The sequence below is a fragment of the Aristophania vespae genome (assembly GCF_009906835.1).
In the GTDB taxonomy this organism is placed as follows: Bacteria; Pseudomonadota; Alphaproteobacteria; order Acetobacterales; family Acetobacteraceae; genus Aristophania; species Aristophania vespae.
Genome location: NZ_CP047652.1, coordinates 1,440,811 through 1,464,573 on the forward strand (window position 1 = coordinate 1,440,811; position 23,763 = coordinate 1,464,573).

Below are 23,763 nucleotides of genomic sequence, written 5' to 3' on the forward strand. Positions count from 1 at the left end.
TGTCTCTCACTATGGCCGTAAAAATATGTGCCCTGTCTTATTAATTAAGGCGCTCTCCATGTTGTGTCATATCAAGGCCCTCCAGCTCCTCATCACGCGTTACGCGCATTCCTATTGTACGGTCAATGCAAAAGACTATGACAGCTGTCATAACCACACACCATATGATAACCACACCGACGGTTTCAACTTGACTTATAAGCTGCTTTAAACCTCCAATAGTGCCCTCTGGATTGGCTTTAGTCGCTGATAAAGGCCCATAAGCCAGCACACCTGTGAGCACTGCTCCCACAATGCCGCCAACGCCATGAATGCCGAAAGCATCCAGACTATCGTCATAGCCCAACTTCCGTTTAGCTATACTCACACTTCCGAAACAGACTGCACCAGATATAAGCCCAATCCATAAGGCCCCACTTGGTAACACAAATCCCGCTGCCGGTGTAATACCCACCAACCCCGAAACAGCTCCTGATATGATCCCCAAAGCTGTAGGTTTTTTGTTATACCACCATTCCAGCAACATCCAGCTTACACCGCCTGATGCTGCTGCAATTTGGGTGGTTAACATTGCCAATCCGGCACGTCCATTAGCCCCAAAGGCAGAACCTGCATTAAAACCAAACCACCCTACCCATAATAAAGCCGCCCCTATAATTGCATAGGCCAAATTATGAGGGGATAAATCTTTCCGTTTAAAGCCTGTTCTTTTGCCGATCATGATAGCGCACACCAACCCTGCTATGCCGGCATTGATATGGACGACCGTCCCACCAGCAAAATCGACCGCTCCAAGCCCTGCAATCCAGCCATCTGGGCTCCATACCCAATGAGCAACAGGCGCATAAACCAAAATACCCCATAACACTGTAAAAAGGCACAAAGCAGAAAACTTAATCCTTTCTGCAAAGGCACCTGTAATAATAGCAGGAGCAATAATGGAAAAACTCATCTGAAAGGTTAGAAAAACACTTTCAGGAATGGTCATTGTAACAGGCTCGGCAGAACCTTCACCAAGCACGAAAGCACTATCAAGCCCGTTATGAAAATGATCAGCCAAACCATTCAGGAAAAAACGTGTTGTTCCCCCGATCCAACTTGTCCCCGTAGAAAAAGCCAGACTATAACCACATATCATCCATATTAACGACGCTATGCAGCATATACCAAAAGACTGCACCATTGTAGAAAGAACATTTTTACGCCGCACCATACCAGCATAAAAAAGGGCTAGCCCCGGTATGGTCATCATAATGACCAAAGCAGTACTGGTGAGCATCCAGGCTGTATCGCCTGCACTAACGGCTTGCATTAGAGCGCACCCTCGCCGCTTTCGCCTGTGCGAATACGGATAATATGTTCCAATGGCGTCACCATAATTTTACCGTCGCCAATACGCCCTGTACGGGCGGCGTTTGTAATGGCTTCTAAAACCTCTGGTACAAGGCTGTCACTAATAGCCACCTCAATTTTTACTTTTGCAACAAGACTGACGTAATATTCTGCACCACGATAAATTTCCGTCTGTCCTTTTTGACGACCAAAACCCCTCACCTCAGAGATGGTAAGACCTTGAATACCTAATTGCGTCAGGGCTTCGCGCACATCATCTAATTTAAAGGGTTTTATAATGGCAGTTATCAATTTCACGATACCGGGCCCTCTATTTATCACCTTAATAGGACATGCACATTATCAGATAAAATCGTATCACTATCGCAACAATATAAGCAAGCCTTTCTTTTATCTTTAAGGAAGAGTAGGAAAGAATATGTAAAAGAGGGACAAGAATGACCCAGCATTATGATGTCTGTATTAACGGCGCGGGACCAATTGGCGCAACCTTAGCCTGCTTGCTTGCTCAAGCAGGCATAAAAGTATTGCTCCTAGAAAGACAAGCCCTCGTAACAGCTCCTTTGGCTTCTTTAGATGGGCGTGCTTACGCTTTAACAGAAGGCTCGCGTCCTCTTTTGGAAAAAGCAGGATTATGGCAGAATCTGAAGGGTAAACCTGAACCCATCAAAATGATCCATGTTGCTGATGGCGAAGGCCGTTTTCCTAAAGCAGCCCCTAAAGTCAAATTGACTTTCACACCTGAAGATTCCCCAGAAAATCTCCCTTTCGGATGGATGGTGGAAGCTAATAATCTGTTAGCCTCTATTGGTCTGACACTGCAAAACCACCCCTCCATTCGGGTTTGTACCTCTATTACGGGGCAATTTGATTTCCACAAAGATCATGTTTCAGTCACGCTTAATTCTGGCGAGACATTAACAGCAAATCTTGCGATTGCAGCAGATGGACGCCGATCCGAACTTCGCAAACAGGTAGGCATTAGTTTAACCTCCCTTCCCTATCATAAGTCCGCTTTAGTTGCGTTATTGGCTCATGAACAACCTCATCATGGCGCTGCTCTTGAGAATTTTTTGCCGCAAGGGCCTTTTGCACGCCTTCCTCTTCCACCAACAGCCGAACATCCTCACCGTTCTGCCATTGTGTGGACAGATCGCCCAGAGCGAATTGAACTTTTTAAAAATCTTTCAAATTCATCATTTGAAGATAATGTTCAAAGCCGGCTAGCAGGAGAAACATTAGGCAAACTTCAATTAATCGGCAGGAAATGGATTTACCCTCTTTCCTCTCAATATGCCCATCGTTATACAGCGCCACGACTTATTCTTATTGGCGATGCTGCTCATGGGCTACACCCTGTTGCAGGACAAGGTATGAATTTAGGGTTTCGCGATGTAAGGCTTTTGACAACTCTTTTAACCGAAGCCTTTCAAAATAAAAAAGATTTAGGAGACAAAGATCTTCTCGCCCATTATCAACGTATAACTCGACCCAATAACCTTGCCATGCTTGCTGGGTGTGATCTTATGGAAAGACTTTTCAGCAATGACAAATTTATCATTCGCCAAGCGCGGATTTTAGGGCTTAAATTCTTGGGGGACGACCTCATTTAAGACAATCTTTTGTCAAACAAGCAATGGGACTTTAAGAGATTATATATGCGTTATAGTCACTGTACTCCGACTAACAGCACAGCTCTCTCTCAATTCTGGTCTCAAGTACAGGCGCAGGCATGTGGTTGTCCTGACCCTCTCATCAGTGATCTTTATGCTGTTAATATATGTGACCACATTGATTTTCCCTCGGCGCTTGCGTCTCTTTTAGGGGCAAAATTAGCAGATCGCTCTATGACAGAGAGCACATTAAACCGATTGGTTGCAAAATGCCTGGAAGATAACCCAGCAATTATTGAAGCAGCTCGTACTGATATGTTGGCAACTTATGAGCGCGACCCTGCTTGCACTGATTTTGTTACACCCTTTTTATTTTTTAAAGGCTGGCATGCCTTGCAAGCATATCGCATCGCTCATCATTTATGGCTAAATGGCCGACGCCCCTTAGCCTATCATGTGCAAAGCCGAATTAATGAGCGCTTTGGCATTGATATTCACCCGGGAGCCACAATTGGCCAAGGACTAACTATTGACCATGGCACAGGCATCGTTATCGGAGAGACCTGTATTATTGAAGATGATGTTTCGATCTTCCAAGGCGTTACTTTAGGCGGCACCGGCAAAAGTGACGGCAATCGTCACCCCATTATAAGACAAGGCGCTATGATCGGAGCAGGAGCCAAAATACTTGGTCGCTTGGAAGTTGGCGCTTATGCCCGTATAGGAGCCGCCTCTGTTGTTTTGGAAGATATTCCTGCCTATGCAACAGCAGTCGGTAACCCTGTCCGTATTGTAAAAAAAACCCTCCCTAAATAGCCTCTCTAGCTAGTTATCCCCAATTTGGGGGACAAGTTTGGGCATGAGTTTGTGTAACTTACGGGGTACAATGTGCACAAACTTTCATCTCTCAAGCTTTGCCCTCATCTCTATGCTGTGTGTAACTTACAGAAGCGCCCAAATATTTAAATTTTGGCGAAAATTCTGCCACTCACATTAGAAGTTATCCCCAAATTTGAGGACAAGATAGCGCACGACTCTGTGCAATATTTTCTGGATTATGGGGATAAAATGAGGTCAAGCCTTCGACTAGTTATTTTTGAAGTTTATTTCAACCAAACCGATCTGATGACTTTAAGCAAAAAATTAAATAGCCTCGGTCTCATATTTTGATATTTTAACAAACATAAAGACAAAATACTTTTTGCTTTGCTCTAACATACGCTCTTACTGAATAAGAAGCTGCGCTGCCACATAGATGACTTACATCGCACTAATAATAGCGTTTAAGTAACTTTTTTGAAGTAAGAACAATCAAACGGGCTGGAACATTGCCTTAATGGCAACAAAGACATTTTATTTATATGTTACAGCCATCATCATAGATTTTTTGAATATCACTTTTATTATCCTGGCCACAAAGACTATGCGCCAACATATTCATTAATTTGAAATCACATACGTCGCTTTTAAAATGAGGTCTGGCAATAAAATGGGGTTCTTAAAAAAGAACCCCACAAAACTCTAATTGTGAGAGAATTTAAAGATTGTCACATGGTCGTAAGACTGACCAGGTTTTAGCTCAATGGTGGGAAAATTGGAATGATTGGCACTATCAGGAAAATGCTCCGGTTCAAAGGCCACTGCATCACCTTGACGATAAGCCTGACCCGATGGGCCTACATAACGCCCATCTAAAGAATTACTCGTGTAAAACTGCATACCAGGTTGATCAGTATATACTTCTAAAACCCTACCTGAACGTGGATCTGTCAATTTTGCAGCTGGTCTGAGTTTGCCTGTAACAGCCTCTCCTTTTATGACCCAACATTTATCATAACCCCGTGGCCAGATCATTTGTGACTCTTTACTACGTAGATGGTCACTAATTTTATGAGGCTTATTAAAATCTAGAGCCGTACCAGCAACAGGCACAAGCTTTCCAGTTGGAAGAGAAGCTGCGTCAGTTTCTACAAATTTATCAGCAAAAATCTGTAAAATTTCTGGCTCTATCGTACCACTACCTTCGCCTAAGAGGTTCCAATAATTATGCGTTGTAAGATTAACAATTGTGGGCGCATCAGTTTGAGCCTGAAAACGCGCTTTCAGACTATTATCGTTACTTAATGTATAAGTAACGCTTGCCGTCACCGTCCCTGGGAAACCTTGATCACCATCAGGACTAATTAATTTTAAACGAACATGGGCACCGTTTTTATCCTGGCCCACATCATCAATCGTCCAAAATTTGCGTGAAAAGCTCTCTACCCCTCCATGGAGCGTATTTTGACCCTCATTGACCGATGTATGATAGGTCTTACCTTCAAGGGTAAAGGTTCCATTAGCAATGCGATTGGCAACACGCCCAAGCACTGCCCCAAAAAAGGCCCCTTTATTATTTTTGACATATCCATCAATAGAGTCAAAACCTAGAGCGATATTAGCTATTTTACCTTTTTTATCAGGCGTTTCTACAGACTGGATTATCCCACCATATGTAATGATTCTAACTGTTGTTGAACGGTCATTAGTCAGCGAAATAGACTTGACCGTTTGGCCATCTGCTAATTTTCCCCAATTTTCAACCTTAGCTTTGGGCATTGCCTGTGCTGACACAGAAAATGCCATGGTAAGAGCAGACGCAGACATTAAAAATCGATTTTTAGTCAAAATATTTTTCATAAATTTCTCTTTTCTTTTCATAAGGTTTTATTCGCACTTTAGTCAGCTACAATTGTCAGATTAAAAGCATTAACAAAAAACTTAATTAAAAAGATGTAAGAAAAGAGAGTGCAGGACATCTTATTTTAGATTATAAGAACGCACCATGCGATTTTTCTTGGGATTAAAGAGGGCCAGCTCCCTCTCTGCCTTGGAGTGGGAGGATAGGACCATGGCGTGTAGAACCAGCAAAGACCAGCTTCACAAACGTGAGAGAAAATTTCTACGCGTTCTAGCTGGAGCTTGCGCTCTTTTAACTCTTTCTGCCTGCGGATCCTTACGTAATCCTCCCCCGAAAGACCCAGAAGCGCTTCAGGATTACAAACAGGCTAATGATCCGTACGAGCCTGTAAATCGTAAAATGTTTGGCTTTAATAGCTGGGCCTACCACAATGCATTACGCCCTGTAGGCCGCGCCTGGAAAAATTATATTCCTTCACCTGTGCGCAATTCTGTCGCTACACTTAACGAAACATGGCGGCAACCCGCAGTTTTCTTCTCTGATGTAGGAGCAGGAAAACCTCGCAGAGCTGGCGATTCCTTTATGCGCTACCTCATCAATATGACAGCAGGTGTCGCAGGTTTTTTCGACGTGGCAAGTCTAGCAGGCTACAAACAGCATGAGACCGACCCAGGAATGGTCATGGGATTATGGGGCCTTGAAACCGGGCCTTATATATTCTTGCCTTTCCTCGGTCCCTCTAACTTCCGTGACATGGCAGGTTATGCAATTAGTCAGGGTTTAACCCCTATCAATTACGTTCCTCGCGGTTATGGTTTACTCAGCTTTAACTGGGGATATAATATTCTGGGCGCGTTTAATACTTTTGCAGATAGTACTGATCAGCTTGACCAGCTTGAACGCGAAAGTTTAGATCCTTATGCTTTCCTAAGGAGTGCCTGGCAGCAAAACCGTCAGGGCCAAATCGATGCTCTCAAAGCTGACCATCGAGCTACAACTCCCGATTGGTACTAATAGTCATAAGAGTACGTTTTTTCTTATTGTTCAGACATCCTCTTGTTAGGAGATCCGTCAATGAAACTTAGCCCCCTATCACGCAGAACGGTTCTAGGCGTAATAGGTGCCCTTTCTCTGGTGCCAAGTTTAGCATTTGCTACACCTGCGACGGATTTTGTGGCATCATTTGGCTCACAGCTTACGCAAATCCTCGATTCATCGGACTCGCTTAAGCAAAAACGTGAGAAAATCCTGCCTTTACTTCAAAAAAACGTCGATATTGCTGCTATCGGCCGCTACTGTTTAGGCCGGTACTGGCGTGTGGCCACACCAGCACAAAGAGAGCGCTATCTGCATCTCTTTGACCAGGTTTTACTCTATGCCATCACAGCGCAAGTGGGTAATTATCAAAATGTTTCTCTCAAAATCACGGGTCATATTCCCAGCCCATCGGGAGAAAAAGTTAACCTGCTTGTCAGCCGTCCTAATCAACCATCTGTCACTATGACTGTTGTGGTAAATGGAGCCCCACCCGCGTTATTGATTTATATGGCGAGGGTGCCAGTATGCGAATGACACAGAGAAGTGATTACACGGCTTATCTCTCACGTCATGGCGATAATGTGGACCTTCTCATCAAAGCTCTTGAAAAGCAGGTTGCACGTAACAGCCAGACTCCATAAGAAATTTTTTCTAAAGAAACTATTTTCTTTTAGGGCTATATTTCAGACTTACGTCTTGAATATAGCCCTTGCTCTGTTTAGAGAGCTTCATCATGACTGATGACCTCACCCTCTTTGACTTTCACCTCCCCCATGATCATATTGCCACTGAGCCTGCACGCCCTAGAGAGGCCGCAAAGCTTTTGCGCGTCGACCCTCATGCGCCCTTTAATGAGCAGCTTCAGCACGACATTATCAGAAATCTCCCGTGCCTCGTAAAAGAGAATGATCTTATTGTCGCCAATAATACTGAGGTGATAAAAGCCAAATTTGAAGCCCGCCGGGGTGAAGCAAAAATTGGCATTACTTTAGATCGCATCTTACCAGAGGGAACATGGCACGCTCTCGCCCGTAATGCGCGACGCTTACATAAAGGCGATGAGTTACATTTCGGAAATGATGAAACTGTAATAGCTACAGTCATTGATAATGAGGGAGATGGCGCCGTCACACTTCGCTTTTCAGTAGAAGGAGACGAGTTTGACCAGTTTCTGGAAAGGCGGGGCATTTTAGCACTTCCCCCCTATATAGCTCGCCCGAACGGGCCTACAATGCAGGATAATATAGACTACAAAACTATTTTTTCGCGTTTTAGAGGGGCAGTAGCCGCACCAACAGCAGGCTTACATTTTACTGAAGACCTCCTTGAAGCCTTGCGAAAAAAAAACATTCGTCACTGTAGCTTGACCCTCCATGTAGGAGCAGGAACGTTCTTACCAGTACGTAGTACAATTGCTGAGCATAAAATGCATGCTGAATGGGGACATATTGACTCTCAGACTGCCCAGCTCATCAATGAAACCAAGGCCAAAGGCGGTAGAATTATGGCTATAGGCACAACCACATTACGCCTTTTGGAAAGCGCCGCTACTGAAGAAGGACTGGTTGAGCCCTGGTCGGGAGAAACATCCATTTTTATTAAACCAGGGTACCGCTTCAAAGTTGTAGATCGTCTTCTCACAAATTTTCACCTTCCTCGCTCAACTCTTTTCATGCTTGTCTGTGCTTTTAGTGGCACGGAAACAATGCGTCGCGCTTACGAGCTGGCCGTAAAAGAAAATTATAGATTTTATTCCTACGGAGATGCCTGTCTTTTGGAACGTCAATCATGAGTACATTACCTCGTCCTGACCTCACTCCCTCAGATAAAATGTACTGGCAAGAAGAAGCTCGCTGCGGCAGTGACAGCACAGGCTGGGCACGTGCGGGGTGGCTTCATACACGGCATGGAAGCGTGCCAACGCCAACCTTCATGCCTGTTGGCACTGTTGGAACGGTTAAGGGCATAACAACTGATGCCCTACGCTCAACAGGTGCAGGTATTATATTAGGCAACACATACCATCTTATGCTGCGCCCTACAGCAGAACGAGTACACCGTTTAGGTGGTCTGCACAGAATGATGGACTGGCCCGGCCCAATATTGACTGACTCTGGGGGATTTCAGGTCATGTCATTAGGGCCATTACGCCAGATGGATGAAGATGGTGTAACTTTTCGCTCTCATATTGATGGTAGTAAACACCGCCTTACAGCTGAAAGCTCCACTGACATTCAGTTTAAACTTGATGCCACAATCACAATGGCATTTGATGAATGCCCCGCCCTCCCTGCAACAAAAGAAACGCTTGAAACCTCTATGGAACGGTCCATGAGATGGGCAGCACGCTCACGTGAGGCTTTCAAAGCTCGCCCAGGTTATGGGCAATTTGGCATTGTGCAAGGAGGAACGGAAGAAGATCTACGTAAACGCTCGGTCAAAGCACTACGCAATATTGGGTTTGAAGGTTACGCTATTGGTGGCCTGGCTGTAGGAGAAGGGCAGGAACTCATGTTTTCTACCCTTGATTTTACAATCCCTGAACTCCCAGCAGATCAACCGCGCTATCTTATGGGTGTAGGCACCCCAGATGACCTACTAGGCGCGGTTATGCGCGGTTGTGATATGTTTGACTGCGTTATGCCCTCAAGAGCTGGACGCACAGCGAGAGCCTATACAGAGCGCGGTACAATGAATATGCGTAATGCCCGCTTTGCAGATGATACTCGTCCCATAAGCCCTGATGATGACAGCCCTTTGGCTGGCCGTTACTCAAGAGCTTATATTCACCATCTCTTCCGCGCTAATGAAATGCTAGGGCCAATGTTACTAACGTGGCATAATCTAGCTTATTATCAGCGCCTCATGCGTCAGATAAGATCTGCTATCATTGATGGCACCCTACCTGCCCTGGCGCAAAAACTGAGAGCGGATTGGAGTAAAGGGGATTGGACAGAAGAAGAATTTCCCAAACCACAATTTACTCTTTAGCTCTTTAGCTCTTTAGCTCTTTAGCTCTTTAGCTCTTTAGCTCTTTAGCTCTTTAGCTAGGGATATTATTTTTATAACAGTGCCAACTAGCAGTAAGCTCTTTTACGATAGGGCTTGCTGCATATAACTAGGTTATAGAGATATCTAAACCGGCAAACCCTGGTTTACTTGCCTCATCTGCCAACATGGCTGTGACACGCACCCCGATAATCAGACGTCCACGTTATTTGGGATTTATAAAAACAAAATGCGTCCTATATGAACTTTACCAGCCCACTTTTTGACATTTAAAGTTCGAACAAAAGCAATCTCTCTTATCTCAGTGCAGCCATCTTTTCTTTTCCATCTGTTCAATAACCCACAAGGCGATCTAGTTGAACATTCATGCAATGATTCAGTCAAAAAGCTTCTAAACAAATAATATTATCCCCTATGACATAGGGCGCGGTCTCTATCTTTGGGGTAGCACCTCAAGCCTTTTATTTTGCTCCATAAGTAAAAATTGAGCTTCTATTAGTGTGCTTTGGATAAAATAGACTTGTGAATTTCATCTTTGGCAAAATCCTTTAATGCCAATTCCAAACGCCATTCTAGTGCAGCTTTCTGATTTTGCTTCAAATAAGAAGCACATTTTTTAGAAGGTTTTATAGAAACAATCTCGCGATTACATGACATCACCTTATGGCCTAAATTATGCTTTACCCACAAAGACTTTCCAGGAACAAAAGCATATTCCAAGCTCACACGCGACAGCTTAATAAGGTCACCATAATTAAGCCGAAACTGTTTTGCTGCCAGGCTGTATTGTTCGGTCAAGTCAGAGCGCAATATACCTTCATTATCTGATATAAATGCTACTGGCACTAATGATTGACGGTAAATTGTAAAGGGGTGTTCATTCCCCCTAATATTCAGAATTTTCTCATTACGGGTTAAATTTAATTCCACTAAAATGTTATGATCCGCCAATTTCTCAAGAAGAGATGATGAATCATCTTCATGCAAAATATCCATAGCCTGACCAATGCGCTGTGCACCGGCAATATCTATCGCATCACGAATATGACTGGTAAGATTTTCTGGGGAAACTAAATTTGCTGTAAGCTCGCCAGCGGGAAGCACAATATTAACAGCTGGATATATTCCGTTCAAAAAGTGAAACATTTCCATTTGTAATTTATAATGATCAAGTGCTTCTGGGTCATCTTCATAACCGGAAAGTGTGACGCCAACGAAACGAGAATCATTTTTTGTCAGGAAGTAACCGACCTCTAATTGCGTTAATATAGAAATTAAAGGCAGGTTGCGTGAAGTTTGAAAGAGATAGCGCACTTCAATCTGACAGGCAGGATCTTCGTCTTTTTCGCCACAATGAAGTTTTTGATGCGCCTGCTTTTCCATTTCAGTTATATCTTGTTGTGCCAGTTTTGTAAGGCTCCCCAAAACGGGTAAAAGCTTTTCATGCACAGCAGAAAGATCGGATTTTTTCTCAAGCTTTGGCCGACCCTCTATGTTTATCATAGCACTAAGGGCCGGTGATACGGCAATTTCTATATAAATAACGTGGTCACGCGCAGCTTGCTGTAAAGCCTTTGCCAACATATCACCCTGATGGTGTTTTTCTACAGCCGCAAAACGGGTAAAAGTACCAAAAAAGTGATCATGCGCTGAACGATCCCCGACCATTGGCACAAAATCTCTCATTGAGAGAGCAGCAACCATATGGCTCCAGGCTGAAAGATCTTTGCCTAGATTTTGTGCAGGTTGCTCATTGTGGGTAACAACACCACAAGGTGAAGGAAGGATTTTTGCCTTACTGATGCTAACACATAAACCATCTTCACCCGCCCATTTAAGCCATGTTTCAGCATAAATGGCACCAACAAGATGATTATTAAGATCTCCTCCTTTTGGAAAATCTCTTAAAAAAACTCTCAACTTTAGTGGGTCATCTTTGATATGATTATAAAGCTGCTCCACTGATAAGGTTGAACCAGCAGCATATATAGGCCGAACATGAAAAATTGCGCCTAGCATAAAAAGACACAGCAATTTTAATAATGTTTTTATCATCCTATGTTGCAATTTTTTCGTAACCTACGCAGAGAATAAAGAATTAACACTTTTAACAGAGGATAAGATTTCTGTCTCACAAACCAAGTACTATTGAAGAAAAAATAGAAGCCAAAGCCCTTGAAATGGGGTTTGATGCTATAGGTTTTTGTAAGGCATCGCTTGATCCCTCAATCGAAGAGGGGTTGCGCGCCTTTGTCGCTCAACAATATCACGGTACAATGACATGGATGGAAGAACGGATTGAAGAACGTGCTCAACCTAAAGTTCTATGGCCAGAAGTACAAAGCGTAATCTCACTCGGACTGTCCTACGCCCCGGCTGAAGACGCTTTTGCAACATTGAGACAGAAAAGTCATGGCAATATCTCTGTTTATGCCCGTAATAGGGACTATCATGATGTATTTAAGGGGATGCTTAAACAGCTTGCCCAATTTGTCGTAAAATGGGGTGGAGAAAGCACAAAAGTTAAAGTCTTTGTTGATACGGCACCCGTATCAGAACGGGATCTGGCTGAAAAAGCTCAACTTGGATGGCGTGGCAAACATGGTTGTCTGGTCTCACGATCCCACGGATCATGGCTCTTTCTAGGTGAGATTTTTACAAATCTAGATTTAACCCCCTCTTCCTCTAAGGGAGGAAAATGCGGTTCCTGCACTCGCTGTTTAGACTCATGTCCAACTCAGGCCTTTTTAGCACCCGGTCGAATGGATGCGAGACGATGTATTGCTTACCTCACAATTGAGCATAAGGGATCTATTCCTCATGAATTTCGCTCACAAATAGGTAACAGGATCTATGGTTGTGATGATTGTGTAGCCGTTTGCCCCTGGAACAGCTTTGCGAAAACGGCACAAACAATTAAATTTCATGCAAAAAAGGAACATATAGCCCCTCCACTTTCAGAATTAGTACAATTTGATGATGCCAGATTTCGCACTCATTTTTCTGGTTCACCTATCAAACGTATTGGACGAAGCAAATTCATACGTAATGTGCTTATTGCAGTCGGGAATTCGGGCAATTTGTCTCTCCTTCCTCATGCTGAGCGTTTAAGACATGATGATGATCCTGTCATTGCAGAAACAGCCTCGTGGGCTGTCGAACAACTTAATCTTCAAGAACTCTAAAAATGAGTGGTTTGGTAAAACGCAGTATAACAATCAGTCGTCACCGCACTTCTATAGCCTTAGAAAAGGAATTTTGGATAATATTAGAAGAAATAGCCGAAAAAAGAGCGCTTCCTCTTGCTTCCTTAATTATTGAAATAGATTCCAAGCGCGATCCTGATCAAGGCCTTGCCTCTGCACTAAGAATAGCCACCTTAAATGACGTTTTAAGGCGGCTAACTTTAAGCTCTTCACCGAACAAATAGTGAAACGAGCAATAGGAAGACCCCCTACTAGAAACTTCTTAAATTTCGTTTTTCTTGCTAACTATAAATTGAAAGAATGGAGCATTTTATGGCGATGTGGGGAAAAATGTTTGGCGGTGCAGCGGGCTTTGCTACAGGGGGGCCTTTTGGCGCTCTTATGGGCATGGCGCTCGGACATCTTGCAGATAAAAAGAAACTTCTTAATGCCCCCACTGGCACATGGGCCAGAAATTTTAAAGCCAAAGGCACCCCTGATCCTGATAATGCTGCTATGTATGCAGCAGCCAAACTTGCCTCAATTTTTGGCAAAAGCGATCAACTTTTTGGCTTGTCAGTCATTACGCTCAGTGCAAAATTAGCCAAAATCGACGGGCCCGTTTCCAAGAAGGAAATTCAGGCTTTCAAAACCTGTTATCGTTTTCCTGAAGAAAATTTGTCTGAAGTTGGTAGAGTGTTTGACCGAGCCCGCAATCGTACTGATGATTATCTAATGTACGCTCAGGAACTTGGTAATGCCTATGCTCATAATCTAGCCCCCCTAGAAGGAATTTTGAGCTCTCTATTTTATATTGCCCGCTCTGACCTCCCTCCTGGTAGTCCGCTCCACCCCCGTGAAGTTGAATATTTACAAAATGTGCACAAAGCTTTTGGTCTGTCTCAAGCCGCCTGGGAACGCGCTGAGAGGGGACAATCACGTATTAACGTGAGCTCTAACACACCAGATTCCTACCGCATACTTGGCATTACACGCTCAGCCAGCAACGAAGATGTCCGAGCACGATGGCGTGTGCTCATTAGGCAATATCACCCAGATATTTTAGCCCAGCGCCCTATGACTGACCTTCAACGCGCTCAGGCTCAAGAGCGTGTGGCACAAATCAACGCAGCATGGGACCAAATTAAACGGGATCGGGGGCTTTAACGAGCTTTTCTAACGTAGCACGAACGCCATCACGCTTAATCATTTGGCGGTATTTTACAATCTGAGCATTTAGTTCATCATGGGCTATATCTTGCCATGCTCTGAACGCCGGTAAAGATAGAGCTTTTTCAACATTAGAAGAGCGTGCACAAGCCCAGTCTTCATTAGTAAAACTAGGTTCTTTAGGAGTAAATTTGGTGCCTTTTTCATTTACCCCCTGTAGCATTTCCAAATAGGCCGCCAATCCGTAAGCAATACGCGATATATCACCTTTTTTCTGTATAATCGCCTTTACTGTAGGCCCCCAAAATACAGGAATTTTAGAAGCGCCATCACCCGCAACCCTGAGTGTCTGATCACCAATAGCTGGATTGAGATAACGCTTTAGAAGATTATCTCTATAAGCCTCTAAAGAAAGCCCTTCGGGGGTGTAAGGGTGGGAATAACGTCATCATTCCAAAAATCCCACAATAAGCGCCTGAGTAACGGTTCTGCCCGCAACGCTTCATCTTTGATCTCATAACCTAACAGACAGGCCGAGTAACATAACATACCGTGCGATGCATTAAGCATGCGGGTTTTGACATGTTCATACGGAGAAACATCGCCAACAATTTGTGCCCCAACTTTTTCAAATTCCGGCCTTGTATGAAGAAAATTATCTTCTATCACCCATTGAGTAAAATCTTCTGTTAGCACGGGAAGGGCATCATTCAATCCCGTTTTTTCATTTAACAGACGTTGCGTTTCAGCCGTGATACTGGGGGTAATACGATCAACCATTGCATTGGGGAACGTGACATTTTCTTCAATCCACTTTGCCAAATCTGGATCATGCGCCCGGGCGAGATATAAAACAATTTTTTTTGTTGTCGTGCCATTTTGCTGTAAATTATCGCAAGATAGAACTGTAAAACCGCACCCTTTCAACTTCCGGCGCAAAGCACAGCCTGCTACAATATAACCAAAAGCTGTTTGTGGTTTTTCCAAATTTTTAAGATCAGCATTTAAAGCAGCATCATCTTCTATAACTTTCTGGGCACGCGCGTCATAAGGATACCCGCCCTCTGTCAGTGTCATTGATACAAGATGCGTTTCGGGTGAAATAAGCGCCTTTAATACGGCCTGGGGGCTTTGTGGGGCCAAAATATAATGCAACAACACCCCAATAAGACGTGTTTTGAAAGATCCATCAGAAGCACATTCTGTAAGAGAATAGATTCCATTTTGTTTTCGGAATAAATCGCTCTTTTCCCTTGCTGAGGCGCTATCGCGTAGCCCAACCCCGATAACACCCCAATAAGGATCATCTTTGAGCAGGCGGTCTAGATAATAAGCCTGGTGTGCCCGAAAGAAATTCCCCACGCCAAAATGTACGATACCAGCCGTTACACTTCTCGGATTATAAAGAGGCTTTTGAACAGAGCCCAAATCCTTTGTAAGATTAGCATAATTCAACATAAAGCATCCTCTATAATAGGATTATTTTAGAGGATTTTTGTCACACTTACTCTACAAAGATTTGTGATAATGAAAAAAATTAAAGCTATTTAGCGCCTTAGTGGAAGAGGTACCCACTTCATACCATCTTTATCCTGTAAAAGAAGAAGGACATCTTTTTTCTTTAATTCTTCGACACGCTTAATAGCCCGTTCGAAAGCGTCAGGACTATTTACGTCCGTCTGTCCTACCTGAGTGATAATATTACCTTCTTTAATGCCACGTTGGTCAGCAATACTATTTTTGCTCACTTCACTAACTAAAATACCTCTTTGACTATCAGAAAGAGAATATTGCGTGCGCAAATCCGAATCAATGGCACTTACTTTCAAACCGAGGCTTTTGATTGTTTGATGTCTGTTTTTAGGTAAAAATACGTCTGAGGGCAAAGGATCAGCTTCTTTAGGAGATTTTTCCAAAATAAGCGATACAGTTTTACGCTTACCTTTATGCCACACATCAAATGTAACTTTTTCACCTGGTTGGTGTTCAGCAACCAAACGCGGCAAAATAGACCCGGTAATTTCATGCCCATTTACACTTAAGAGGACATCTCCCACCTTTAAACCAGCTTTAGCAGAGGGACCGCCCTTTTTAACATCAGCTAAAATAGCCCCTTTGGCGGGTGTGCCATTTTCATCATAAATATCGAGATCATCAGCCATAGAGCGCGTGAGATCCTGGAATGAAACTCCTAGCCAGCCACGCTGTACATAGCCTTTACGACGAAGCTGCTCAATAATACCGCGAGCGTCATCTGCTGGAATTGCAAAACCAATTCCAATCGAATCCCCTCCGGCACCACCATAAATGAGGGTGTTGATTCCAATAACCTCACCTTTCAGGTTAAAAAGAGGTCCACCAGAATTCCCACGATTAATGGCAGCATCAGTTTGGATGAAATCATCATATAAACCGTGAGCCACGTTTCGTTTACGAGAGGAAATGATCCCAGATGTGACAGTGCCACTCAGCCCAAAAGGGTTACCAATAGCAAGCACCATATCGCCAATACGCGCTTCGTCACTATGGCCTAAAATAACGTGAGGTAGAGGGTGAGCAGACTGCACCTGCAATACAGCAAGATCAACCTGACTATCACGTCCTATGATTTTAGCAGGAAGCTCTGTGCCGTCATGTAACGTGACACTAACCTGGTCCGCATTATCTATAACGTGATTATTCGTAACCACTATACCAGACGGATCGATAATAAAACCTGAACCTAAAGCTTGCACTTCTCGTTTTGGAGCCCCTGCCCCCTCTTTATGCTTCATATAATCATGAAGAAACTTGTCTAAGGGTGTCTTTTTTTTGGAAGGTGGCGTTTGTGGCCCATTGGGACTACTAGCATCAGGGCCATCTGAGTTCTCATCATCCGCTGGATGAATAATCTTTGAAGCAGAAATATTCACGACAGCAGGCAAAAGCTTATCAACCAGATCAGCAAAGCCAGGAGGTGTATCCTCCTTTTTTGCTTTTATGGAAGCTTTAACAGCTTCTATTGTCGCCATAGGCTTGTTCTGCGCCCATGAGGTGACAGAAAGAAAAGGGCTGCTCACGACTAATAAAGCCGCACAAGAAACAGAAAAACGAGAAAAAGCTTTGGTCATGGGCGAAACTCTAACCTACTTCTTTTAAAAGGTCATCAATGAGTTAAAAAGAATAAAATAATTTTCCTTTCAGTGCTTTTTGCAACGTGAGAAAATCATTTTATGACTCAAGAAAACGATTCCGTAACGTCCCTCATTCGCGAAAACATTTTAGCGTTTTTGCATCATAAAGAACTCACTAAACGCATAATTTTGCGCGATGTGATTGTGCGAGAGAACCAAGCTTTCATAAGCTGTGAAAGCTTCGTCAAAAATGAAAGTTTTTTAAAATCCCTTAAAGAGGACCTGGACTCTCTTTTAAAAAAGAAAACAGATCTCAGCGCTGTCAATTTGTCTTTCATAGCCGCTCAGACACCTTCAACTGCACCCAACCAAAAAATGCACCGCCCTCTTGGAGGGAAACCCTCAAACGACCCTACTTTACCTGAGGTCAAGCTCGTTATTGCCGTTGCTTCAGGAAAAGGAGGGGTAGGGAAATCTACCGCAGCCATTAACCTTGCCTGTGGTCTTGCTCAAAAAGGCCTTAAAACCGGGCTACTGGATCTTGACATTTATGGTCCCTCCCTTCCGGTTATGTTAGGTGCCGATACAAAACCTGAAGTCGTCAATGGCAAGCTTATTCCCATAGAGAAATGGGGCTTAAAAACAATGTCTATCGGCTATCTGGTCGATGAAAAACAGGCTCTTATCTGGCGCGGCCCCATGATTATGGGCGCGGTATCGCAGTTACTGGATGATGTACAATGGGGTAAGCTTGATGTTATGGTTATCGACCTCCCCCGGGCACAGGTGACGCTCAGCTGACCCTTACAAAGAAGCTAGGAGATAAATTAGAAAAAGGTGGAGCTATTATTATCTCCACGCCGCAAGATATTGCTCTACTTGATGCCAGACGGGGCGTGACGCTTTTTGAACGTACCCACACGCCTATTTTAGGGCTTGTAGAAAATATGTCCTATTTTAACTGTCCTCATTGCCACAAAAACACAGCTATTTTCGGCCATGGCGGCGCCCGATCGGAAGCTGAAGCTCTTAATCTTCCATTTTTGGGTGAGATTCCACTTTCTACAGAGATTCGCCTTGGTGCTGATAAAGGAGAGCCTATTGTCATTTGCGCTCCAGATACTATTGAAGCAAAGGCTTTCCGTGCCATTACGGACAAAATTTATCTCACTTTAGAGTCACAATTTTCATGAAAAATTTCTTTTTCCTCACTTTAATAAGCTGCGCCTTGCTAAGCGGGTGCAGTAACCAAGCCTCTCACCCCGCCTTATCCTCTGACGGTTATGGTTTTGTTGAGAAAGGGCCAGTTGTACCGCCCCCACCAGAGCTTATAAAGCCAGTAAAAACTGGTAATTTTTAATTTTTTACAAAAAAATTAAATTTACCTCTTGATTAATTGTGCAGGAAATGAGAATTTCCCGCCAACGCCGGATTAGCACAGTGGTAGTGCAGCGGTTTTGTAAACCGAAGGTCGGGAGTTCGAATCTCTCATCCGGCACCATTTTTCATTACATTCTCCTATATTGATGTATTTAGATGTCGGTGCCTGCCGCGTACAAAGCAGCTATGGCACGCATATTACCAGATATATTTCACGAGCCTCACCGAACTGGCCGGCTAGCAAATATTTCCGTTGTCTTACGGAACTATGATGACTTGAATGATGTGTGACATCACAAACAAAAACATCGGCTTTTAAGACTCTGAGAGCAAAAATATGCCGAAAGTCACGGGCCTTTAAATTTTTCACTCTCTCTTATATCAGACTAGCCAATTATGCATCTGAGCATGACAGCTACATTCTGATATCTCGTCATAAGAGAACAAAAACAAACGGTCTTCTTTAATATGTCTCCAACATATTTCCATATGGCGTGGCGTTAATGAAATAACACTATAAAGCCATGATTTATCATGAAGTAACAGCCACTAACATGATAAGACGACTCCTAACCATTAAATATGAAAGAGACAAAACTAAGTTAAAAAGTAATAACGCATTATAAAGGCACAGAAAGTGGAAATAAGTCGTTTATATGAAAACCACTCTTCTTTTTAAGTTTCTATATACAAGAAATATACAAAATATGATCCAAAGTAAGAAAGAATTGTAGTAACTTTGTTATCAATATCAGAGAAATTACAGATTCTTCTTTATTATCTCTTGTTTACTAATTTTAAATATATTGCAGGGATGAGACAAAAAAGAAACGCTTTGTCGTCTCGAGTCTAACCATGTCAAACCGTATTCATCAGTGGTAATACATTTTTGTCAAACTACCTGCCTGTGAACTTTAAGATTAGGTTTTTGAGCCTTTAACAAAGAGTAGCTGTCTTTATAGATTTAGATAGAAGCAAGATAAAATACCAAACAGCTTAGTGGGAAACCATATCATAACCAAGATATCTTGCACTTTTTATCCAATAATAGCTTAACATAAGCCGCTAAAGAATAATAACCGAACAGGATATTATATATATTCTCTGTAAATATCTATAATAAATATTCTTATAGTAGAAATGCTCCGCAGCACTCCCATTATTACTAAGTAATCTGTAATAAAACTATTCAACCTTTTAAGCAGGCTGCGTTATGCTACCCTCACAACGCAGCCCTATCACTGGACAGAGCCAACTAGAAAGGAATACCCTGCCAGTGACTATTATTATCAATAGCATGCATTAAAGTGCTTAATCTAGTGTTTATAATTTAGACATACCGATAGATATTTAAAAATCTCTTATATTGCCAGTTTACATAAAAAGTAAGCACGTAATGTTAAATGTTAAGACAAGCCTTGATATTATCAAATCATAGTAAATTCATTGTAATTTGTCTGGTTTATGTCTTGGCCTAATTATCTTTGATCGAATGAGATCAACTTAAATATGCTGACTGTAGAGACACTAAACTTAATATCCTAGCATAAGTCTCACAATTTAACTTCAAATAGGTCACGAGTAAGATCAGGACTAAAATGAAATAGCATCATAAATATCACTTGATGTTAGCCATTTGGGACGGGCAATGCCCGCCCCTATTTGCAATAAATCTTTAGGATTTCAGTTTTACAGCAATTGTAAAAACAAAAGAGAGTAAATCATTTGGACAACGCGATGTGATGATCTCATCATCGATAACAGCTTTATCCTCCCATATAGCGCCAGCATTTTCCAGATCCTTTTTCATGGACCACCATGCCGTTGCTTTACGTCCCTTTAATAGTCCCGCATCTGCTAATACCCACGGTCCATGACATATAGCAGCAACGATCTTTTTTGCTTTATGAGCCTTTTTAACAAAATTTAACGTAAGCTTGTCAGCTCTCAAGCTATCAGGACTCCATGTACCACCAGGAATAATCACAGCGTCATAATCTGTAGGATCAACATCATCTAAGAAATGATCAATTTTGTGCCATCTTCCAGGACTTACATAATGAATACTGAAAATATGTGTTTTGCGTAACGGAGGATGAATCATTCCACTGGCAGCCGTGGTTTTAGGACACTTTGGAGCAATGAGGTGAGTATCGGCGCCATGTCTTTTAAAATAGGTCAATATAGCAACAAGCTCTATATCCTCTACGCCGTCCGTCGCAATAACTGCTATTTTTTTACCTCTTAAGGTTGCAATTGCTGGAGTTGCAAATATTCCTTCTCTAATTTCGCGATTTTCTTCAGCACCTAGAAACTGCAATGTATCCAGGGTAGGTGTGGCCGGCTCGCCATCTGAAGCAAGATGCCTTAATATAACTTCAGGTCGGCTATTATCGTTTTTCATAAGGTGCTCTTTTTCTATTAAGTTTCTCTTTAGGAGCCAATGTCCTTTTAAGATTAGAGCGCCTTTACCTTTTAATTTAGGTTAAAATCTCAAGAAATCATTATAGATATTCATAAAACTTATTTATTCTCTAATAAATAAGTTTATTTGACGTATTTGATATCAATATATATTATAAACAAAAACGTTATTAAAAAATTTTGTCTTAATTTTATAAATTTATATTAAATAAAAAAACATATTATTAATATTCGCACTCATAATTAATATAAACGCGAATATTAAAAAAGAATAATGCCTTAGTCTGTCCCGCATAAAGGACCAACTTTTTATTTAAGATTTAGTTGCCTTTTGGTTGTAACAAAATAGTGCATAAAGAAGTGTCGTGACAACTAGGCCCACAACCCAAGAAATATCTATACCACCTAATGTCGTAGCAAGATGACCAGTATAAAAATCAGTTTTTAAAAAGGGCAGTTCAACAAGCACACCTAAAATATAACATGAAGCTGAGCGCCTATTAAGTCTTCCATAACGACCGGCACGGGGTTTAAAAAAATCCTCTACGGCGTAATTACCTTTTTTGAGAAAGTAATAATCAAAGAGGTTAATAGCCGTCCAAGGTACCAATACCGCTAAGAGAAAATCCAAAAAGGCCGTATATGACTGCAAGAAGGTTTTAGACATTGCCAGCCCTATAAAGAGGGCAATAATGAGCAAAAAGCTTGTTACAAGAACACGCGAAAACCGTCCAAAAACTCTTTTAGAATGAAATGTCTGGATTAATGTAAGGGTGCATAACCCCCACAATATACGCTCATGGCACTGCCCAAGGGTATGGCAAGAGCAAGCACTAACACTATGACAAGCCCAAATGGCCCTGACAAATGAATAAGCGCTTGAGAAGGAGATAAATCGGGCCATGAAATAACGAGTAGGCTGCCTAACATCATTGGCAATATGGCGCCAATAACTGTTCCGCCATAACTGGCCCAAAAGGTTTTACGCACGGATAAGGCAGATACCGGTAGGTAACGTGACGAATCAGAAACATAGGGTGCATAGGCAATTTGCCACAGGGCAGCCACCGAAATAGCCCCGATAATGCCTGACATAGAGCCGTGCATATCACTTAATACCGGCCATGATAGTGCATAAAGCCCACACCCTATAGCGTAAAGCACAGCAATAGCCGAAACCCAGCTTGCCAATTTAGAGCAAAGATGAATCGCCTTATAACCTAAGACACAGGGAATAAAGGTCAAAAGAGCTATAAGTAATATGGCGTTTTTTTTCCCAATCACAGGTACGATATGAAAAAGTGCATCCCCACCCACAACACAATTTGAGGCTGCAAACCCTACATACATAATAATGACCAGAACAATCACAGGCACAGAGCCATATAAACCAAACTGCCCTCTGCTCTGCACCATTTGCGGAACACCTAAACGCGGCCCCTGCGCCGCGTGAAGTGCCATAAAGACGGCCCCAACGAGGTTACCCACAATAAGCGATATCATTGACCAAAAGAACGATAACTTAAAAACTACCGGCCCCAATGCTCCCGTAAAAACGGTCAGCAAAGTCATATTCGCGCTAAACCAGACCGAAAAAAGATCGGAAGCCTTTCCAAAACGCTGTGAAGGCGGGATAGGATAAATTGTATAACGTTCAAAGCTCTGTGTCATGAGCTATGCTTTCCCACACTTACCTTATCAAGAGAAGAGACAATTTCTTCTTAAGCGTAACAAATTTAAAAAAAATATTTAATAGAAACTTACCAGCCTCAAAAACAGAAACAGCTCATAAAACGCGGCTCTAAATCAAATCAAGCAGATGTGACTAAGATTTTTCTCTTTAATAAGGTCAACTCACATATAGTAAAAACAGTTTACAGCTCTTACAAACCCACTCATAAGGCGCTTTGTAAGATAAGGATATTAACTATATGCCCTGTAAGGAAAAAGGTAGTTTCGACATGACATTTAAAACATATCAATGTTTTGCCACTTCTATTTTTGCTTTAGGGGTTCTAGGCGGTACTTATGCTTCCCAAGCTTTGGCAGACCCCGCTCTACAGGCTAAGCCACAACATGATGAACTCGTTCAAAATGTTAGGCAGCATTGGGCCAAGATAGAAGCAAGGCATTCATTTAACAAACTTTCAGACCACAGCCTGCAAGCACTCCAAGATATACTTGAAGCTAATCAATATTTGTCTAAGCAAGAAAAAACCGAGGCTTTAAATGAGCTGAAGCTTGCTCGTGACGACCTGGCTAAAGCTTTGGTAAGTCATTCAAATTTCAAAAGTTTGGCTAGTAAAGTTAAAAAGGAAGAAGCCGCAGCTAAATTCGCACATAATTTAGCAAAATATAGCAACGATAACTGGTCACCAGTTGGTGGAACGTTTGTCGCTAAATCTTCTCTTTCTAAAAAAGAAGCTGACATTTTGGCTCAAGCCAATCATTCTTTAGAAATGAAGAATGTTCCGCAAGCATATAAACTCATTCGGCCCATTGAAAACAAAGTGCAAATAGCCATTGCTATCGCGCCGTTAAAACCAATTACACAATCTGTGGAAGAAGCCCTTAGTGATGTCGAAAAAAGCGATCTGACTTCAGCCAAAGCAAAACTTGACCAGGCGATCAAGCAATATGTCTTTATTCCACAAAGATATATGAATATGAACCCGCTTACATGTAGTAAGTGCAAAATGATCGCGCACCGCTAAAAGCGCAGAATTATAACTTACTTTCCCTTCTCTATTAGTTTTATAGAGAAGGTTTTCTAGCAATTTAATATTTATCACTTTCGT

General features: G+C 42.4%; 20 protein-coding genes, 1 tRNA gene and 1 pseudogene. 12 read left to right on the top strand and 10 right to left on the bottom strand.

The window, feature by feature from the left end:
• Positions 1–40: 40 nt before the first annotated feature.
• On the bottom strand, positions 41–1,312 hold the full coding sequence (locus GT348_RS06505; RefSeq protein WP_160619011.1) for an ammonium transporter: 1,272 nt from the start codon (positions 1,310–1,312) through the stop codon (positions 41–43).
• On the bottom strand, positions 1,312–1,650 hold the full coding sequence (locus GT348_RS06510; protein ID WP_160619012.1) for a P-II family nitrogen regulator: 339 nt from the start codon (positions 1,648–1,650) through the stop codon (positions 1,312–1,314). Before GT348_RS06510 ends, GT348_RS06505 begins: the two co-directional genes overlap by 1 nt.
• Positions 1,651–1,790: 140 nt before the next feature.
• On the opposite strand from GT348_RS06510, the gene GT348_RS06515 reads away from it, so the two are divergent.
• On the top strand, positions 1,791–2,966 hold the full coding sequence (locus tag GT348_RS06515; protein ID WP_236646446.1) for an FAD-dependent monooxygenase: 1,176 nt from the start codon (positions 1,791–1,793) through the stop codon (positions 2,964–2,966).
• 45 nt (positions 2,967–3,011) lie between these two features.
• Complete coding sequence (cysE, locus tag GT348_RS06520; protein WP_160619013.1) at positions 3,012–3,782, top strand: serine O-acetyltransferase; 771 nt, start codon at positions 3,012–3,014, stop codon at positions 3,780–3,782.
• A gap of 705 nt (positions 3,783–4,487) precedes the next feature.
• Here the strand turns inward: cysE and GT348_RS06525 are convergent.
• Positions 4,488–5,645: an aldose epimerase family protein gene (locus GT348_RS06525; RefSeq protein WP_160619014.1), complete on the bottom strand. Its 1,158-nt coding sequence runs from the start codon at positions 5,643–5,645 to the stop codon at positions 4,488–4,490.
• Between the two features lie 211 nt (positions 5,646–5,856).
• On the opposite strand from GT348_RS06525, the gene GT348_RS06530 reads away from it, so the two are divergent.
• The 4 genes from GT348_RS06530 to tgt all read left to right on the top strand — a co-directional run bounded on the left by GT348_RS06530 (position 5,857) and on the right by tgt (position 9,675).
• On the top strand, positions 5,857–6,660 hold the full coding sequence (locus tag GT348_RS06530) for an MlaA family lipoprotein (RefSeq protein WP_160619015.1): 804 nt from the start codon (positions 5,857–5,859) through the stop codon (positions 6,658–6,660).
• Between the two features lie 60 nt (positions 6,661–6,720).
• Positions 6,721–7,218, top strand: coding sequence for an MlaC/ttg2D family ABC transporter substrate-binding protein (locus GT348_RS06535; protein WP_236646447.1), 498 nt, complete (start codon positions 6,721–6,723; stop codon positions 7,216–7,218).
• A gap of 199 nt (positions 7,219–7,417) precedes the next feature.
• A complete protein-coding gene (gene queA / locus GT348_RS06540; RefSeq protein ID WP_160619016.1) occupies positions 7,418–8,476 on the top strand; it encodes a tRNA preQ1(34) S-adenosylmethionine ribosyltransferase-isomerase QueA in 1,059 nt (352 codons plus the stop codon).
• A gap of 38 nt (positions 8,477–8,514) precedes the next feature.
• Complete coding sequence (gene tgt, locus GT348_RS06545) at positions 8,515–9,675, top strand: tRNA guanosine(34) transglycosylase Tgt (protein WP_160619478.1); 1,161 nt, start codon at positions 8,515–8,517, stop codon at positions 9,673–9,675.
• A gap of 513 nt (positions 9,676–10,188) precedes the next feature.
• Here tgt and GT348_RS06550 read toward each other — a convergent pair.
• Positions 10,189–11,748, bottom strand: coding sequence for an amidohydrolase family protein (locus GT348_RS06550; RefSeq protein ID WP_160619017.1), 1,560 nt, complete (start codon positions 11,746–11,748; stop codon positions 10,189–10,191).
• A gap of 71 nt (positions 11,749–11,819) precedes the next feature.
• Between GT348_RS06550 and queG the strand changes: the two genes are divergently transcribed.
• The 3 genes from queG to GT348_RS06565 all read left to right on the top strand — a co-directional run bounded on the left by queG (position 11,820) and on the right by GT348_RS06565 (position 14,045).
• The gene (gene queG, locus GT348_RS06555; RefSeq protein WP_408865160.1) at positions 11,820–12,878 is read left to right on the top strand and encodes a tRNA epoxyqueuosine(34) reductase QueG; all 1,059 of its coding nucleotides are present in this window, start codon (positions 11,820–11,822) and stop codon (positions 12,876–12,878) included.
• Positions 12,879–12,880: 2 nt separating this feature from the next.
• The gene (locus GT348_RS06560; RefSeq protein WP_160619019.1) at positions 12,881–13,123 is read left to right on the top strand and encodes a ribbon-helix-helix domain-containing protein; all 243 of its coding nucleotides are present in this window, start codon (positions 12,881–12,883) and stop codon (positions 13,121–13,123) included.
• An 88-nt stretch (positions 13,124–13,211) separates the two neighbouring features.
• Complete coding sequence (locus tag GT348_RS06565) at positions 13,212–14,045, top strand: TerB family tellurite resistance protein (RefSeq protein ID WP_160619020.1); 834 nt, start codon at positions 13,212–13,214, stop codon at positions 14,043–14,045.
• Here GT348_RS06565 and GT348_RS09575 read toward each other — a convergent pair.
• The 3 genes from GT348_RS09575 to GT348_RS06575 all read right to left on the bottom strand — a co-directional run bounded on the left by GT348_RS09575 (position 14,023) and on the right by GT348_RS06575 (position 17,158).
• Positions 14,023–14,409, bottom strand: a complete 387-nt coding sequence (locus GT348_RS09575) for a hypothetical protein (RefSeq protein WP_256375729.1) — start codon at positions 14,407–14,409, stop codon at positions 14,023–14,025. The genes GT348_RS06565 and GT348_RS09575 overlap by 23 nt on opposite strands.
• A 44-nt stretch (positions 14,410–14,453) precedes the next feature.
• On the bottom strand, positions 14,454–15,506 hold the full coding sequence (locus GT348_RS06570; RefSeq protein ID WP_256375714.1) for a mannitol dehydrogenase family protein: 1,053 nt from the start codon (positions 15,504–15,506) through the stop codon (positions 14,454–14,456).
• An 89-nt stretch (positions 15,507–15,595) separates the two neighbouring features.
• Entirely contained in the window at positions 15,596–17,158 is a 1,563-nt protein-coding gene (locus tag GT348_RS06575) for a Do family serine endopeptidase (protein WP_160619021.1), read from the bottom strand.
• Between the two features lie 378 nt (positions 17,159–17,536).
• On the opposite strand from GT348_RS06575, the pseudogene GT348_RS06580 reads away from it, so the two are divergent.
• Positions 17,537–18,354: pseudogene (locus GT348_RS06580) on the top strand (Mrp/NBP35 family ATP-binding protein).
• Positions 18,355–18,587: 233 nt separating this feature from the next.
• Positions 18,588–18,662 (top strand) — tRNA-Thr (locus GT348_RS06585).
• A gap of 1,554 nt (positions 18,663–20,216) precedes the next feature.
• On the opposite strand, the gene GT348_RS06590 is transcribed toward GT348_RS06585, so the two are convergent.
• The 3 genes from GT348_RS06590 to GT348_RS06595 form a co-directional block, all read right to left on the bottom strand.
• Positions 20,217–20,945: a DJ-1/PfpI family protein gene (locus GT348_RS06590; RefSeq protein WP_160619022.1), complete on the bottom strand. Its 729-nt coding sequence runs from the start codon at positions 20,943–20,945 to the stop codon at positions 20,217–20,219.
• A gap of 333 nt (positions 20,946–21,278) precedes the next feature.
• On the bottom strand, positions 21,279–21,632 hold the full coding sequence (locus tag GT348_RS09580; protein WP_256375715.1) for a cytosine permease: 354 nt from the start codon (positions 21,630–21,632) through the stop codon (positions 21,279–21,281).
• 95 nt (positions 21,633–21,727) lie between these two features.
• Positions 21,728–22,636, bottom strand: coding sequence for a purine-cytosine permease family protein (locus GT348_RS06595; RefSeq protein ID WP_256375716.1), 909 nt, complete (start codon positions 22,634–22,636; stop codon positions 21,728–21,730).
• Positions 22,637–22,926: 290 nt separating this feature from the next.
• Between GT348_RS06595 and GT348_RS06600 the strand changes: the two genes are divergently transcribed.
• Positions 22,927–23,679 carry a YfdX family protein gene (locus GT348_RS06600; RefSeq protein ID WP_160619023.1) on the top strand — a complete coding sequence of 251 codons (753 nt, stop codon included), beginning with the start codon at positions 22,927–22,929 and terminating at the stop codon, positions 23,677–23,679.
• Positions 23,680–23,763 lie beyond the last annotated feature (84 nt).